Origin of the sequence: Mycobacterium sp. (assembly GCF_035633495.1) — a bacterium.
GTDB lineage: Bacteria > Actinomycetota > Actinomycetes > Mycobacteriales > Mycobacteriaceae > Mycobacterium.
In genome coordinates, this window is sequence record NZ_DASQEU010000064.1 from 18,762 (window position 1) to 33,316 (window position 14,555).

At 66.1% G+C, this 14,555-nt stretch carries 12 protein-coding genes and 5 pseudogenes; 5 read left to right on the forward strand and 12 right to left on the reverse strand.

Annotation, left to right across the window (positions count from 1 at the left end; all coding sequences use genetic code 11):
- Positions 1-45 precede the first annotated feature (45 nt).
- Complete coding sequence (locus VET27_RS11015) at positions 46-435, forward strand: PaaI family thioesterase (protein ID WP_526517950.1); 390 nt, start codon at positions 46-48, stop codon at positions 433-435.
- Between the two features lie 140 nt (positions 436-575).
- Positions 576-1,433 carry an endonuclease domain-containing protein gene (locus VET27_RS11020; protein ID WP_526517926.1) on the forward strand — a complete coding sequence of 286 codons (858 nt, stop codon included), beginning with the start codon at positions 576-578 and terminating at the stop codon, positions 1,431-1,433.
- 74 nt (positions 1,434-1,507) lie between these two features.
- On the opposite strand, the gene VET27_RS11025 is transcribed toward VET27_RS11020, so the two are convergent.
- From VET27_RS11025 to VET27_RS11060, 8 genes and pseudogenes are all read right to left on the reverse strand, one after another.
- Positions 1,508-1,999 (reverse strand): beta-class carbonic anhydrase, encoded by a 492-nt coding sequence (locus VET27_RS11025; RefSeq protein WP_526517928.1) that lies wholly within the window; start codon positions 1,997-1,999, stop codon positions 1,508-1,510.
- Between the two features lie 130 nt (positions 2,000-2,129).
- Positions 2,130-3,180, reverse strand: a pseudogene (locus VET27_RS11030) (mannosyltransferase YkcB-related protein); the annotation flags it as partial.
- A 156-nt stretch (positions 3,181-3,336) separates the two neighbouring features.
- Positions 3,337-4,611 carry a CNNM domain-containing protein gene (locus VET27_RS11035; protein WP_526517930.1) on the reverse strand — a complete coding sequence of 425 codons (1,275 nt, stop codon included), beginning with the start codon at positions 4,609-4,611 and terminating at the stop codon, positions 3,337-3,339.
- Positions 4,608-6,272, reverse strand: a complete 1,665-nt coding sequence (locus VET27_RS11040; RefSeq protein WP_526517932.1) for a cation:proton antiporter — start codon at positions 6,270-6,272, stop codon at positions 4,608-4,610. Before VET27_RS11040 ends, VET27_RS11035 begins: the two co-directional genes overlap by 4 nt.
- A 10-nt stretch (positions 6,273-6,282) precedes the next feature.
- Positions 6,283-8,994 (reverse strand): cation-transporting P-type ATPase, encoded by a 2,712-nt coding sequence (locus VET27_RS11045; protein ID WP_526517934.1) that lies wholly within the window; start codon positions 8,992-8,994, stop codon positions 6,283-6,285.
- Entirely contained in the window at positions 8,994-9,434 is a 441-nt protein-coding gene (locus VET27_RS11050; protein ID WP_526517936.1) for a universal stress protein, read from the reverse strand. Before VET27_RS11050 ends, VET27_RS11045 begins: the two co-directional genes overlap by 1 nt.
- A 124-nt stretch (positions 9,435-9,558) precedes the next feature.
- Positions 9,559-9,933: a thioredoxin gene (gene trxA, locus VET27_RS11055; protein WP_526517938.1), complete on the reverse strand. Its 375-nt coding sequence runs from the start codon at positions 9,931-9,933 to the stop codon at positions 9,559-9,561.
- A gap of 34 nt (positions 9,934-9,967) precedes the next feature.
- Positions 9,968-10,306 (reverse strand): annotated as a pseudogene (locus VET27_RS11060) (pyridine nucleotide-disulfide oxidoreductase); the annotation flags it as partial.
- Between the two features lie 19 nt (positions 10,307-10,325).
- Here VET27_RS11060 and VET27_RS11065 point away from each other — a divergent pair.
- A pseudogene (locus VET27_RS11065) lies at positions 10,326-11,310 on the forward strand (rhodanese-like domain-containing protein); the annotation flags it as partial.
- Here VET27_RS11065 and VET27_RS11070 read toward each other — a convergent pair.
- Together VET27_RS11070 and VET27_RS11075 are read right to left on the reverse strand one after the other, a co-directional pair.
- Positions 11,302-11,637 (reverse strand): DUF202 domain-containing protein, encoded by a 336-nt coding sequence (locus tag VET27_RS11070; protein ID WP_526517940.1) that lies wholly within the window; start codon positions 11,635-11,637, stop codon positions 11,302-11,304. The pseudogene VET27_RS11065 and the gene VET27_RS11070 sit on opposite strands and share 9 nt — an antisense overlap.
- Before the next feature lies 1 nt (position 11,638).
- Positions 11,639-12,021 (reverse strand): annotated as a pseudogene (locus VET27_RS11075) (DUF202 domain-containing protein).
- 141 nt (positions 12,022-12,162) lie between these two features.
- On the opposite strand from VET27_RS11075, the gene VET27_RS11080 reads away from it, so the two are divergent.
- Positions 12,163-13,074 (forward strand): universal stress protein, encoded by a 912-nt coding sequence (locus VET27_RS11080; RefSeq protein ID WP_526517942.1) that lies wholly within the window; start codon positions 12,163-12,165, stop codon positions 13,072-13,074.
- 43 nt (positions 13,075-13,117) lie between these two features.
- Positions 13,118-13,990: a universal stress protein gene (locus VET27_RS11085; protein WP_526517944.1), complete on the forward strand. Its 873-nt coding sequence runs from the start codon at positions 13,118-13,120 to the stop codon at positions 13,988-13,990.
- 104 nt (positions 13,991-14,094) lie between these two features.
- Here VET27_RS11085 and VET27_RS11090 read toward each other — a convergent pair.
- Both VET27_RS11090 and VET27_RS11095 read right to left on the reverse strand, forming a co-directional pair.
- Positions 14,095-14,256: pseudogene (locus VET27_RS11090) on the reverse strand (TetR/AcrR family transcriptional regulator); the annotation flags it as partial.
- Positions 14,190-14,555, reverse strand: a 366-nt coding sequence (locus tag VET27_RS11095) for a hypothetical protein (protein ID WP_526517952.1), incomplete at its 5' end; no start/stop codon positions are given. The pseudogene VET27_RS11090 and the gene VET27_RS11095, both read right to left, overlap by 67 nt.

A 14,555-nucleotide genomic window follows, 5' to 3' on the forward strand; every position in this document is an offset into this window, starting at 1 on the left:
CGAAGGGAACATGATGGGGACATGTCGTCACCCACCGGCCCCGAGATCATGGCGCAATTCCTGCCGCAGTCACCGTTCGTCACGAAGCTCGGCATCTTGCCCGAGGTTCTCGACGGCGATGAGGTGCGCGTACGCCTGCCGTGGGACCCCACCAACGTCACACTCGGCGACATGGTGCACGGCGGCGCGATTGCCGCACTGGCCGACATCACGGTGATGACCGCGGCGTGGGCCGGAGTGCTGGCGGCCGAATCATTGCGCGGCGTGACGACGTCGATGGCGCTGCAGTATCTCGCGCCGGCCAGAGCCACCGACCTGATCGGCGTCGGGCGGGTGCTGCGGCGCGGCAAGACGTCGGTCAACTGCGACGTGGACGTCATCACGCCGGACGGCGAACTGGTCGCCAAGGCGATCGCGACCTACAAAGTGGGGTGATTTCGTCGTGAAGTGTGGGGGTTCTCGTTGAGAATTCACCGCGCACGCCACGACACGCCGCACAGTCGCGACAGACCGACTGTGCATAACTCCGGACCGAATGTGACTGCACGTCGGATGCCCCGGCCAGTGTGCACGACATGGACGGCGCACCCTTCCTCGGCAGCGAGGCAGTGCGTCAGGGTCTGCTCACTGGTTACCAGCTGCGGACCAAGTATCGGGCACTTCATCGGAACGTCTACGTTCCGACGGAATCAGTGATGACGGCAGAAACGCGGGCCAGGGCGGCGTGGCTATGGTCCGGTGGCGATGCGGTACTGGCCCGCCTGTCCGCCGCAGCGGTGCTCGGCACCAAGTGGCTGGACGGCCACGCTCCCGCCGAACTCATCAGGAGTGACCGACACGGTCCAGCCGAATTGATGCTGCACACGTGGGACGTATCGCCCGACGAGACGCGTGCCGTTCGCGGCATGCGATGCACTACCCCGGCCCGCACCGCCTTCGACATCGGCCGCACACTCGAGGCGGACCTGGCCATCCCGATTCTCGACGCGCTGATGAACGCCACTCGACTGAAGGCCGCGGAAGTGATCGCGCTGGCCGACGTCAGGCCGCATCACCCTGGTGTGCGAAAGTTGCGCGCCGCCATGGCCTTGACAGATCCAGGCGCTGAATCGCCTCAAGAAAGTCGGGTGCGATTGCTTCTGCGCAGGGCAGGGTTGCCCGAACTCGAAACACAGATCGAACTTCGCGACCGATACGGCGCGCCCTTCATCCGGGTGGACATGGGTTGGCGGCAATGGCTCGTGGCGGTCGAGTACGACGGTGTGCAGCACTGGACGAATCGTCGTCAACGTTCCTGGGACATCGACCGGATCGCGATCCTGGAGGAAGCGGGTTGGACCATCATCAGGGTCAGCGCGGAGATGCTCGAACGCCCTGACGTCATCCTCACGCGTGTGAGGGCGAAACTCCGCGCCGCCGGATGCCCGATCTGATGCCGACTGTGGGGGTTTCCGTCGAGGATTCGTCGATCTGTCGACGGGAAGCCACACACTCGGCGCGCAAGCCGCTAGGGGGTGACCTCGTTCAGCTTGCCCGTCGCGACGTCGAAGACGAAGCCCCGCAACGACTCGTGCTTGGTCACGAACGGGCTGGCCTCGATGCGGCGCAACGACTGTCGCACGTCCTCCTCCACGTCCTGGAACGACTCGGCGGCCCATTCGGGCTTGAGTCCGATCTCGTCCTGGATCTGCTGCTTGAAGCCATCGTCTGTGAAGGTCAGCATGCCGCAGTCGGTGTGGTGGATGAGGATGATCTCCTTGGTGCCGAGCAGTCGCTGGCTGATCGCCAACGATCGGATCTCGTCGTCGGTCACCACTCCGCCGGCATTGCGAATGACGTGCGCCTCCCCGTCGGCCAGGCCCAGGACGCGGTACACGTCCAGTCGGGCATCCATGCAGGCGACGACCGCGACGTGTTTGCTCGGTGGCAACGGCAACGGACCGGTGAACTCAGCGGCGTAGGCCTCGTTGTTCTTGAGGTACTCGTCGGTCACGGACATTGGGACCTCCTAGGGGGCAGACGACGACAGTGACGATAGTCAACGCCTGCCCGTGGCCGTAGATTCAGGATCGCGGTGATTGCAGGTCGTAGACGGTCGTGCCGCCCACGTCGGTCTTGGTGAACGCCCGCTATGAATCCGACGGCCGCTGGGTCAGGTCGTAGACGACGACATCGTCGACCGTCTTCGGGGAGTAGTGCGCCTCGACCCACGCGCTGATGTCGGCGGCGTCGCGACTGCCGCCATGGTCGCGGCCACCGGGCATGACGAACATCGAACGACCGCGGATGAAGTAGTGGATGCGGCCGTCGGCCACGTCACGCTGGAACTCGGCGAGCGTCGGCGCCGGATCGGTGCCATTGAAGCCGCCGACGGCCATCACCGGGGCGCGGCCGGCCAGTTGGTAGCCCGCCACGTTGCTCGAGCCGACGACCGCGGCGGTCCACCGGTCGCGGTCGGCACCGTCGGACAGCAGTGCCGTCAGACCGGGCCCGGCCTCGGGAATGTCGAGGAAACCGCCGCCGGGGCCGCCCGGACCCCCGAAGGAACCGTGTCCGCGCGGCGGTCCCACCGACGGGATCGCCCCGGAGTGTGGGGTGGCCACCGTGGCGAGTGCGTAGGCGGTCGGCGCGGCCAGACAGGCCAGGACGGCCAGCGCGGCCACACCCGTGGCGACGCACGCCGGGAGCCGACTCACCACCAGCAGCAGCACCGCGGCAGCGACACCGGCGACGGCCACCGCCGTGCCCAACCAGGGCAGCCAGTCGTAGCGCCGAGCCAGCAGTACGGCGGCGAGGATCACCGTGACGAGCAGCATGGCCGACATCGCGACGGCGGCCCGTATGTCGGACCTATTGCGCCACAGCAGTATTGCGCCAATGCCGATGACTGCGCCGATCGCGGGCGACGGTGTAGTACTGGTGAAGGATGCCGTTGGCACAGCTGAAGACGAGCGCGGTGAACACCAGCCAGCCGCCCCACAGGATCGACCCGGCCCTGGTCGGGTCGGTCCGCGGGGCGCTACGGGTGATGAGCAACCCGGTGGCGAGGCACACCAGGGCGGCGGGAATCAGCCACGCGGCGTAGGCGCCCATCGAGTGCCCGAACAGCCTGCCCCAGCCGACGTCGAAGTTCATGTTGCCCAGGCCGCCGGTCTCGTCGCCGGTGAGTCTGCCGAATCCCGCAGACACAGCTGGCAGGCGCGCTCATCTCGGCCGCGGTCGCGAGCCTCGCCGCGCTTCTTGACGAAGAGTTCCTGCGACTCGGCGGGGATACCGAGGCCGTCATCAAGGCCTACGCCGCAGACCACCGGCATACCGATTGAACCGTTCGCCCCTTCACTCGGCGGTTCGTTGACTGAGTCGCACTCCAGTGATGGCATGCCTGCTCACCGAGGTGACGTCGATGGTGCACTCCGGCAGACCGACGCGATCTCCAGGGCCGGTGGGGATGCGGCCTAGCGCAGCCACCACCAATCCGGCGACCGTGGTGAAATCACCCTTCGGCACGCTCTCGAGGTCGACACCAATGTCAGGCAGGTCGTGGATGGGGAAAGTCCCTGGCAGAAGCAGACTTCCGTCGGGCATGGTCTTGACAGACCAGATGTCGCGGTCCGCCTCGTCATAGATTTCGCCGACGATCTCCTCCAACAAGTCCTCGAGGGTGACGATCCCGGCCACACCACCTCGTTCATCGATCACCATGGCGAAGTGTTCGTGCTCAGCCATGAACCGGCTGAGGGCCGAACTGACGCGTAGGCTGTCGGGCAACCTGAGTACCGGATGCATCACGTCGGTCACGGTGCCCGACGAGCCGAGGAGGTCGCGCAGGTGGACTACGCCGAGCACATCGTCGAGATCACCTGAGGCGACGACCGGTGCCCGGATATGGCCTGAGGCCGCGAGGTCGACACGAGCCTGCTCCAAGGGCAGACTCGCGTCCAGTCGCCGCACCGCCGGTCGCGGCACGATGACCTCGCGGAGTCTGCGCTCGTGAATTTCCAGGGCTCCGGTGATGATCGTCCGCTGCTCGGCGGACAGCCCTCGGTGGCCGGTTATCAGGTGTCGTAGTTCTTCGACCGTCAACTCCTCCCTACCCGCACTCGGGTCGCCCCCCAACAACCGCACGACCACGTCGGTGGCCTTCCCCAGGAACCAGACGACGGGTCTCGCGATGACCGACAGCACCTCTAGAGGCATGGCCACCACAACGGCCCAGCGGCGGGCGTGCTGCATCGCCAGTCGCTTCGGCGCAAGCTCGCCGACCACCAAGGTGAAGATCGCCACCAGCATCGTGACGACGGTGATGCCGACGATCTCGGCGGCATCACCGAGAAAAGAGAGGCCAGCGACCACCGGCTCCGCCAGTGTGACTGCTGCGGTGGCCGAAGCGAGGAATCCAGCCAGCGTGATACCCAGCTGGATTGTCGCGAGAAACCGGTTCGGCTCTCGCGCCAGGCGTACGACGACGCGCTCCCGACCTTTGGCGCGGCGCTCGAACTCGCGCAGCTGACCCTCTCGCAGAGAGATGTATGCGGCTTCACTGCCGGCCAGCAGTCCGTTGACGACGATGAGCGAAACCACCAGGGCGACCTGCGGCCAGTAGTGGCTCATTCGGTCTTCTCGTCACGATCCGTCGAGTCGACATCCTCGGTGCGCAAGTCGTGCAGCGTCTCCGATGTCGTGTGGGCCGCTGCAGAAAAGGGTTCGAGCACCGTATGCACCCCGGTGGCGCGCAGTTGCTCGGCGTCGTGGCTGGTGTGGGCGGTCAGCGCGATGGTGCCGTCGAACTGGTGATGGCGGAGGCCATGCAGGAGGGCCAGGTTGGTTTGCTGTATCGGGATGGCGCTGACGACGTACTTTGCCCGGTCCAGCGGCAAGGCAGCAAGAAGGTCGACGTCCTCGGCGCTGCCGAACATCGCCGTCACACCGTCACGGTTGTTGGTCTTCACCGCGTGCGGGTCGTAGTCGACCGCGAGGACCCGGTGACCGGCGCTGTTGAGGCGCTGATCAAGGTGACCGCCGAATCGGCCCAGCCCGAATAGAATCACGTCGAAATCATTAGAGGTGTCGGGGTGTTCCGGTGCGCGGCTGCCGCTTCGCTCGAACACCGAGAGCCACCGGCTCAGCCGGTCGTAGAGCTGGTGTGAGTACATGATCATGTAGGTCGATCCGCCGATCGTGATCAGGCCGACGACGGTGATCAGACTGACTGTGGCGCTGGTGATATGGCCGAGGCTCAACCCGAGAGCAGCGAGAATCAGGGAGAACTCCGATATCTGGGCGACGGTGAGCCCGGCAAGAAAGCCGATCCGCACGGGGTAACGCATCGCGGCCATGATCACGATGACGATCAACGGGTTTCCGATCAGCACGAATGCTGAGAAGATCACAGCCTCGGTGATCTGTCTTGCAGCATCGGTGAATTCGAGACGCGCACCGAGATCGAGGAAGAAGAACAACAGCAGGAAGTCCCGCAGGCTGACCAGCCGTGCCCCCAACGCCTCACGAAACGGCGTGCTCGCCAGCGACACTCCCGCGAGGAAGGCGCCGACTTCCGAGCTGAACCCCAGCCACTCGCTGAACGCCGCCAACGACGTGGCATAGGACACCCCGAAGAGCACCAGTAGTTCTTGAGACTTCGCGATGTGCGGCAGCAGCCACGGCAGGATGAATCGCATGAGCAGCCAGGTGCCGCCGAGCAGGCCTGCGCCCTTCAGCAGCACGGTAGCGATACCGAGGCCGAGGTTGTCACCGGTGTCCTGTCCGAAGGCGGTGAGCACGATCATCACCAGCACCGCGACGATGTCCTGGACGATGAGGAAGCCGACCGCGATCCGCCCATGCAGCTGGTCGAGTTCTCGTTTGTCCGACAACAGCTTGACGATGATGATCGTCGACGAGAACGTCAGGGCGACACCGACGTAGACCGCGGTGACACTGTCCATGCCGAGCCCGTGTGCGATGAGGTAGCCGATCACGGAGGTGAAGGCCAACTGTCCGAGGCCGGTCGCCAACGTTACGGGGCCAGTGCTGCGAATCGTGTGCAGATCGAGCCGAAGTCCAACCAGGAACAGCAGGATCGCGATACCGAGCCTGGCAAGTAATTCGATCGTACTGTCGGCCGACACCCATCCGGTGCCCACGGGGCCGACCACGATGCCTACCGCGATGAACGCGACGATCAGTGGTTGGCGCAGTCGGGTGGCGACCAGCCCGGCGACAGTGGCGATCGCCAAGATCACGGCGATTGTGGTGAACGGGTGCAGGTCCATTATCCAGAGTCTATTTTCTACGTGCCCGGAGCCACTTCTCCGCGCCCACTGCCAAGCTGACAACGAAGGCGATCGCGAAGATGCGCAGCCAGCCACCGATGTCCAGCGGCGCCGTCTGGAACACGACGTTCATCGCGGGCAGGTAGGTGATCACGAGTTGCGCAACAGCCTGGGTGGCGACACCCACGATGAGCCAGCGGTTGGTGAACAGGCCGATGCGCCAGGCAGATCGGGTCAGCGAGCGGCAGCTGAACAGGTAAGAGGCTTCGACCGCGACGAACAAATTCAGCGCAGCGGTACGGGCCTCGGGCAAGGTGGCGCCGTTGGCCAGTTCCCACTCGAACAGCCACCACGCGCCGGCGACGAGCAGGCTGGACACCAGCAGGACGCGGCCGACCAAGGCTCGGGTGAGCAGCGGCTGGCCCGGATCTCGCGGAGGCCGGGTCATGATGCCGTCCTCCTTGGGCTCGAAGGCCAGCATGAGCCCGAGTGCCACCGCGGTGGTCATGTTGATCCACAGGATCTGGGTCGGGAGGATCGGCAGTGCCGCGCCCAGGGCGATCGCCACCAGAATCACCAGGCCCTCGCCGATATTCGTGGGCAAGGTCCACATGATGAACTTCGTGAGATTGTCGAAGACGCCGCGGCCTTCCTCGACGGCGGCTTCGATGGTCGCGAAATCGTCATCGGTCAGAACCATGTCGGCGGCGTCCTTGGCGACCTCGGTTCCGCTTCGACCCATGGCGACCCCGATGTTCGCCTGCCTCAACGCGGGCGCGTCGTTGACGCCGTCGCCGGTCATCGCGACGACATGGCCCCTGTCCTGCAAAGCCTCGACCAGCCGTAGCTTCTGCTCCGGTGACACTCGGGCGAAGACACTCGCCCGCTCGACCGCGTCTGGGAACTCTTCGGGTGGCAGCTCAGCCAGCTGTGCGCCGGTCAGCACGACTCCGTCTCGGGGCTTGCCGTCGTCCAGCACCCCCACGGCGCCGGCAATCGCGCTGGCAGTGCCGGCGTGGTCACCGGTGATCATCTTCACCGCGATCCCCGCGGAGTGGCATGCGGTCACCGCCGGTGTGGCGGCCGCGCGGGGTGGGTCGAGCATGGCCTGCAAACCGGTCAGCGTCACCGTGCCAGGTAGCGCGTCCTCGGTGAAGTCGGCGCGGTCCGCCGGTGTGCGGACACCGATCGCCAACACCCGTAGGCCATTGGCCGCAAGCCGTTCGGCCGCCCCCAGCACGACCGGACGGTCGATGGGTTGCACCGAACCGTTGGCACGCATCTGAGCGCTGCACAGCTCGAGCATCCGCTCCACCGCACCCTTGACGAGCACGACGTTTTCATCATGTTCGGATCGGTGCAGGGTGGCCATGTACTGGCGTTCCGAGCTGAACGGGATCGCCTCGACGCGAGAAAGGCTCTCGGCGAGGCGATCCGGCGTGAGACCAGCCTTGACCGCGACGACCAGCAGGGCTGCTTCGGTGGGGTCACCGACGATGTCCCACCGCTCGCCGGCGGGTATCAGAGCCGCGTCGTTGCATGCTGCACCCGCGAGCAGTGTCCATCGCAGCGCGGCGTTCGCCTCGATCGACACCGGGGTTCCGTCTCGCGACCGCAACGCACCGTCGACTGCATATCCGGACCCCGTCGCTTCCACCGACTCGTCGGGTGTCCAGATCGCCCGCACCGTCATCTGGTTCTCGGTGAGGGTGCCGGTCTTGTCGGCGCAGATGACAGTGGTGCTGCCGAGGGTTTCCACGGCAGGCAGCCGGCGAATGACCGCTCTGCGCTTGGCCATTCGTGCGACGCCGATGGCCAGTGTGATCGTCACGGCGGCGGGGAGACCCTCCGGGATCGCCCCGACCGCCAGCGCGACGGCTGCCGTGAAGGTCTCCACGGCGTCCTGCCTGCGGAGTAAGCCGATGGCGAAGGTCAACGCGGCCAGAGCCAGGATGCCGACGGTGAGGGCCTTGCTGAACCGGGCCAGCTTCTCGGTCAGGGGCGTGGCCAACGTCGTCGCGGCACCGACGAGCCGGTGGATCTCGCCGATCTCCGTCTCCGCTCCCGTGGCCACCACGATCCCGGCACCGGAACCCGCGGTCACCAGCGTGCCCGAGTGGGCCATGTTGCATCGGTCCGCCACTGGGGTCGCGTCAGGGAGCACGACCGGCTCCTTTGCCGTGGATACCGATTCGCCGGTCAACGCCGATTCGTCGACGCGCAGTTCGGTCTGCCGGAGCAGGCGAATATCCGCGGGCACCTTGTCGCCGGCCTCGACAAGTACCAAATCCCCGGGCACGAGTTGTTCGGACGCCACGACGCGCTCCCGCCCTCCGCGGATCACCTTGGCGTCGGTGTGGACCATCGCGCGCAGGCTTTGCAGCGCCGCCTCGGCCCGGGATTCCTGGAGGAAGCCGACGAAGGCGTTGACGATCACCACGGCGAAGATCACGACGGAGTCGACGTACTCTTGCAGCAGAGCGGTGACGGCGCCGGCGACCAACAGGACATAGATGAGGGGGTTGTGGAATTGGCGCAGGACCCGCATCGGCAGTCCCGCACCGGGCGGCTCGGGAAGGACGTTGAGTCCAAAACGTTGCGACCGCTCGCTTGCCTCGTCGCTGGTGAGCCCGCGATGCGGATCGGTCTCCAGTAGCAGGACCACCTCGTGGCCAGACAACCCGTGATGCGCACTCGCTGCGACGGATGCCAGCGCCGCCATCAGCCCTTCCCCCGCTGATCGTCTGCTGCGATCCGCTCCGGGTTGTCCACCGGTTCGATGACGAGCACCGGTACCGGGGAGTGCTGGATGACGTCGGCCGACACGCTGCCCAGCAGGCGGGTGGAGAGGTCGCGCCCGCGCCGGCCGAGCACCAGCAGGTCCATGTTCTGCTGCTCGGCGAATCCGCGCAGCGTCGGACCGGGCGCGCCGGCGAGCACCTCGGTATGCACCACGCCCCCGATCTGGACACCGTTCGCCAATTTGGCCAGGCGCTGCGCGGCAGCGTCCACGTCAGTCCGGGTGGCAGATTCGGCCGCCTCGAAGTGCACGACCTCAGCCAGCGCCAGCAGTCCGCAGTGCGCCCCGAATAGTCGCAGCGTCCTCGCCAACCCGCGCTCGGACCCGGCCGGCCCGTCGAGTCCTACCAGTGGTGTGTTCACCCTTCGACGGTGGCAGATCGACGCATGCCGCGACAGTTCCGTAGGGCCGATCGGATTAGGGACTTTCGGCCTTCATCTGGGGCTAGGTGGGGCTAGGTTTATTGACCAGGCAGGTTGTGAACGGCTAGGCCGGCGCCCCGGCCTTCCGCGCGGCGATCTCGGCGCGGACCTCGGCCATGTTCAGCGCTTTCACCCGAGTGATCAGGTCCTCGAGTGCCGCCTTCGGCAGGGCCCCAGCCTGGCTGTGCACGAGCACGCCATCACGGAACGCCATCACGGTGGGGATCGACCGGATCTCCAGGGTGGCGGCCAGATTGCGTTCGGCCTGGGTGTCGACCTTGGCATGCACGACGTCGGGATGCGCTTCTGACGACCGCTCGAATACCGGGGCGAAGGCCCGGCACGGGCCGCACCACGACGCCCAGAAGTCGACCAGGACAATCGGATTGTCGACGACGGTGGACTCGAAGTTGTCGTAGGTCAGATTCTTGGTGGCCATTGCAGTGTCCTTTCCTTGGGTGGCAGTCGTATTGCTAGGCGAGGCCCTTGAGCATCAGGTTCCAGTACATGAACGGCAGACCATACTTCTTGAGGTTCCAATAGCCACGGTGCGGTTTGGTCGGGTCGATCACCGGGAACGACGGCGTGAGTTTCAGGTCGTAGTCGAACTCGCCCAACAGCATCGCGTGCGAGGACGTGACGATCGGGCACGACCCGTACCCGTTGTAGCGGGCGCCCAGTGGTCGGTCCTCGAGAAATGCCTCAATGTTGTCGACCACGACGGGGGCCTGCTTGCGGATCGCGGCCCCGGTCTTGGAGTTCGGTGACGATCCGGCGTCGCCGAGGCTGAAGACGTTGGGATAGCGCACATGTGACTCCGCCGACACTGTTGTTGGGGTGTTCACCGGCGGATCATTGCTGCACGGGACGACGGGGCGCACCGACCTGCTCGGCTCCGAGCACACCGATGAGCTCACCCGGGCGCAGTTCCACTCGGTGCGCCGTCTCGCTGCGGAGCTCCCCGACAACACCCCGGTCTATCCCACCCATGGGTTCGGCAGCTTCTGCTCGGCGACCCCGGCCAGCGGCGACTCGTCCACCATTGCCGATGAGCGCCAGAACAATCCCGCATTGACCCAGGACGAACAGAGCTACGTCGACGAACTGATTGCCGGCCTGTCGGCATACCCCTCGTACTACGCGCACATGGGTGTCATCAACGAAAAAGGGCCCACCCCCGTCGATCTGTCGCTGCCACAACCGGTGGATCCGGACGAACTGCGTCGGCGCATCGACGCCGGTGAGTGGGTGGTGGACCTGCACAGCCGCACCGCCTTCGCCCGCCGGCCACGTCGGCGGGACCCTCGGTTTCGAGTTGTCGGAGGATTCCTTCGTCACCTACCTCGGCTGGCTCTATTCCTGGGGTGCGCCGCTGACCCCCATCGGTACCGACACGGACCAAATCGCCGACACCCGACGTGAACTCGTCCGCATCGGTGTCGACAACCTCACCGGAGCCGCCGTCGGCGAGATCCACACGCTGGCCGACGGCGAACCCTTACGGTCCTACCGCGTCGCGGACTTCGCCGACCTCGCCGAGATCATCGTACGCACAATCCCACCGTCCTCGACGTCCGTCAGCGCGGCGAGTACGACGACGGTCACCTCCCCGGCGCGCTCAACATTCCGCTGCATGAAACTCAGCGGGCGCATCGGAGAAGTCCCCCGTGATGAGGTCTGGGTCCACTGCGCCTCCGGTTACCGCTCCTCCATCGCCGCCTCGATGATCGACGGACCCGACCGCACCGTGGTCCTCGTTGACGGCAGCTTCGAGCAGGCCGAGAAATTGGGGCTCGTCAGTGAGCGGTCACGCTGAGTACAGCGCCACCACGATTGCCATCGCGAAGCCGACCGTGGCGCCACCGATCAGGAGAACCTCTGCGCGAGGGGCGAGCGTGACGACTCGGTCCGCGATGACCGGACTGGCTTTGCTATCTCGCGATCGCCGGTAACCGAGCCCGAGGACGAGCAGCGCGAGTAGTGCCGCGGTGAGTGCCAACACTGTCCGCCCGGGACCGAGAGGGCCGTGCTGCCGCAGCAACACCAGCGCACCGCCGACCCGGAAGCCGAATGTGCTTCTCTCCCAGGACAACAGAGTGCGCTCTGCCGGCAGACCGGGTTTGCTGAGTTCACGACCGGGCATCTCACGGCCCAGCCGGCGGCCAGACGACCAGCACCACTAGCAACACGACGGTCACCGCGAAGATCGCTCCGCCGAGCACCAACGGCACGTGGGTGGGTGGCAGATCCTGATCGCGGCGCATCGCGGTTTGTACGCGTTGCCAGCGCCGCACTGCCTGCGCCGCCAGCAGACCGCCCCCGGCGGTCAGCACCACACTGAGGCCATGCCGCACTCCCGGGATCCCGAATTCCGGCACGAACTGTACGACGGCGATGCACCGGCGATCAGCGCCAGCGCCGTACGAATCCATGCCAGAAAGGTCCGCTCGTTCGCCAGCGTGAAGCGGTAGTCCGGCTCCTCCTCGCCGGTCGGTTCGGACGATCGATCGTCGGCAAGAGAACTCATGCGACCGCATCCCCTCTCGCACACGTCGTTCGTCAGCGTACGTCGCCGTCGTGCGGCAAGCACCGAAGCGCACATTGGGCCACGAGGTGAGGACCAACGCCTCCTGTTCATGGGCAACGGCCACGAACTAACGTCAGCAACATGAACCGTGAAACACACCGCGGAATCGTCGTCGGCGTCGACGGTTCATCCTCATCGACCGCGGCGGTCGCATGGGCCGCTCGCGACGCCGAGATGCACAACGTGCCGCTCAGGGTGGTGCACGTCGTCGCTCCCCTGACATATGTCGCCGAGGGGTGGTCGGCGTTCCCGACCGACGTCTACTCGCAGTTCCAGGAAGAGCAGGCGAGCCGGATCCTCGAACAGGCTCACAAGGTCGCCGTCGAGGCCGCCGCCCCCGATCGGGCCTCGCAAGTGACCAGCGAGGTGCTGCACACACCGACCGTCCCCGGCCTCGTCGACCTGTCCAAGACCGCCGACATGGTCGTGGTCGGCTGCCGCGGCGAAGACGCGGTTGCGGGTGCATTGCTGGGATCGGTCAGCTCCGGGCTGGTGCACCACGCGCACTGCCCGGTCGCGGTGATCCACGATGAGGACCCGATGTCCCGGGCATCCCAGGCGCCGGTCGTGGTCGGCATTGACGGCTCACCCACCTCGGAACTGGCCACCGAGATCGCCTTCGATGAAGCATCGAGACGCGGTGTGGACTTGGTCGCGCTGCACGCGTGGACCGACATGGGTCCCCTAGGTTTTCCACCTACGGATATGGCGCCCATCGAGTGGCGTAACTTCAAAGAGCAAGAAGAAGAGGTCCTGTCCGAACGTCTCTGCGGATATCAGGACCGGTACCCCGATGTCACCGTGCGCAAGGTGGTGGTCAGCGACCGACCGGCACCCCGTTTGCTCGAACAGGCAGAGAATGCTCAACTTGTCGTCGTGGGCAGCCATGGCCGCGGCGGGTTCACCGGCATGCTGCTGGGCTCGGTCGGTCGGACCGTGGTGCACTCGGCGCGGATTCCGGTGATCGTGGCCCGCAAGCCCCAGGACCGCTGACGCGGAAGCGAATTCACGATACCGAGACTTGAGGAGATCGACGATGGCAGTCCGTGTGGTCATGGGGTACGACGGCTCGCCAGAGGCGGGCTCCGCGATCGACGTAGGCGGGTTGCTGTTCCCAGGGGCGCATGGATGGATCACCTATCTGTGGGTTCCGCCCTTCGCCAGCGACAAGATCCGCCGACGGCTGCGCACCCGCGCTCGTGATGTCAATGAATTGATCGCGATGGTCGAGCAGGAGGGCGAGCGTGAGGCCCAGCGGCTCGTGGCGACGGGCGTGACACTGGCCCGCGCCGCCGGGTGGGAAGCCGAGGCATTGCTGAAACGGACCTGGGGCGGGGAGGGCTGGCGGATCGCGCAGGCCGCCGAGGAGGTCGCCGCGGACCTCGTCCTGGTTGGTTCCCGCGGACTCGGTGGCACTCAAGCGGTGCTGGGCAGCGTGTCTGACCTTGTCGTGCACTACTGCGCGCGACCCACGGTCATCGTCCCGCATCCGATGTTGGCCGCCGAGTACGCAGCGCTGTCGCACGGGCCGGCGATTGTTGGCTGGGACAGCTCGGCCGGTGCCGAGACAGCGTTCGAGGCGGCGACGCGGCTGTTCCCGGATCGGGACGTGTTGCTGGTCTCTGTTGACGACGACACCGACGCCGCGCCCTCATCGGTCGACGCTGAAGAGTTGGGCGGCCGGAAGGTCACTCGGCTCAGGGTCGAAAGCGGCCGTGGCTTCCGCGCACACGGGATCGCTGATGCGCTGATCGCCGCCGCCCGCGAGCGCGATGCGGCGGCGATAGTCGTCGGATCGCGCGGACGTTCGCTGGCACGGGAGATCGTGCTGGGTAGCGTCGCCATGGCCACACTGCACAACACTGACCGTCCGGCCATGGTGGTACCGAGCACGTGGGAAGCGCCCTGAGCGCGTGCAGGACTACTGACTTCGGTGCAGTGCGCGCCTGATTCGCAATTGTGCCGCCGCGACATTTCTGACTACCTCATCGACGAGGGTCACGAATTCTCCGGGTTGTCGACGCGCCGCAGACGTGCGGCGACGGTGGCGACGCGGCGGGCCCAATCGCGTACCGCGAGATCGATGGGCAGCAGTTCTTCGGAGAACGTCAACGTGCCCGCGCGGGTCGCCTTCGGGCACGGATCGCCGCCCTCCCGTTCGACGCGATGGCGGACAACTCCTGTAGGTAGACCTCCAGATCGGTATATTCTTGCGTCGAAGGATGATTGGCGTTGGAATTCGCGACATTGGGATTCAAACCCTTGGCGATCTCCCACGCGTCGGGCATGCCATCACCATCAGTATCCGCAGGTGCGGCTGGAGGGGTACCCGAATGGGGCGGGAGCAGAGCGTCGTTGGCAGGGTTGGTGTTGGAACTCGCGGAGGAAATGGTGTCCTGCGCGACGAATTGAAGCAAACGTGTGTCCACCGGGTCGCGGGCCACGCGCCGGCGCGGTTGAGCAGGACCGCACGC

What these genes read in the sequence shown, in the direction of transcription:
- VET27_RS11020 (WP_526517926.1), top strand. Translation starts at nt 576, where the DNA reads ATGGACGGCGCACCCTTCCTCGGCAGCGAGGCAGTGCGTCAGGGTCTG.
- VET27_RS11025 (WP_526517928.1), bottom strand. Translation starts at nt 1,999, where the DNA reads ATGTCCGTGACCGACGAGTACCTCAAGAACAACGAGGCCTACGCCGCT.
- VET27_RS11035 (WP_526517930.1), bottom strand. Translation starts at nt 4,611, where the DNA reads ATGAGCCACTACTGGCCGCAGGTCGCCCTGGTGGTTTCGCTCATCGTC.
- VET27_RS11040 (WP_526517932.1), bottom strand. Translation starts at nt 6,272, where the DNA reads ATGGACCTGCACCCGTTCACCACAATCGCCGTGATCTTGGCGATCGCC.
- VET27_RS11045 (WP_526517934.1), bottom strand. Translation starts at nt 8,994, where the DNA reads ATGGCGGCGCTGGCATCCGTCGCAGCGAGTGCGCATCACGGGTTGTCT.
- trxA (WP_526517938.1), bottom strand. Translation starts at nt 9,933, where the DNA reads ATGGCCACCAAGAATCTGACCTACGACAACTTCGAGTCCACCGTCGTC.
- VET27_RS11070 (WP_526517940.1), bottom strand. Translation starts at nt 11,637, where the DNA reads ATGCCCGGTCGTGAACTCAGCAAACCCGGTCTGCCGGCAGAGCGCACT.
- VET27_RS11080 (WP_526517942.1), top strand. Translation starts at nt 12,163, where the DNA reads ATGAACCGTGAAACACACCGCGGAATCGTCGTCGGCGTCGACGGTTCA.
- VET27_RS11085 (WP_526517944.1), top strand. Translation starts at nt 13,118, where the DNA reads ATGGCAGTCCGTGTGGTCATGGGGTACGACGGCTCGCCAGAGGCGGGC.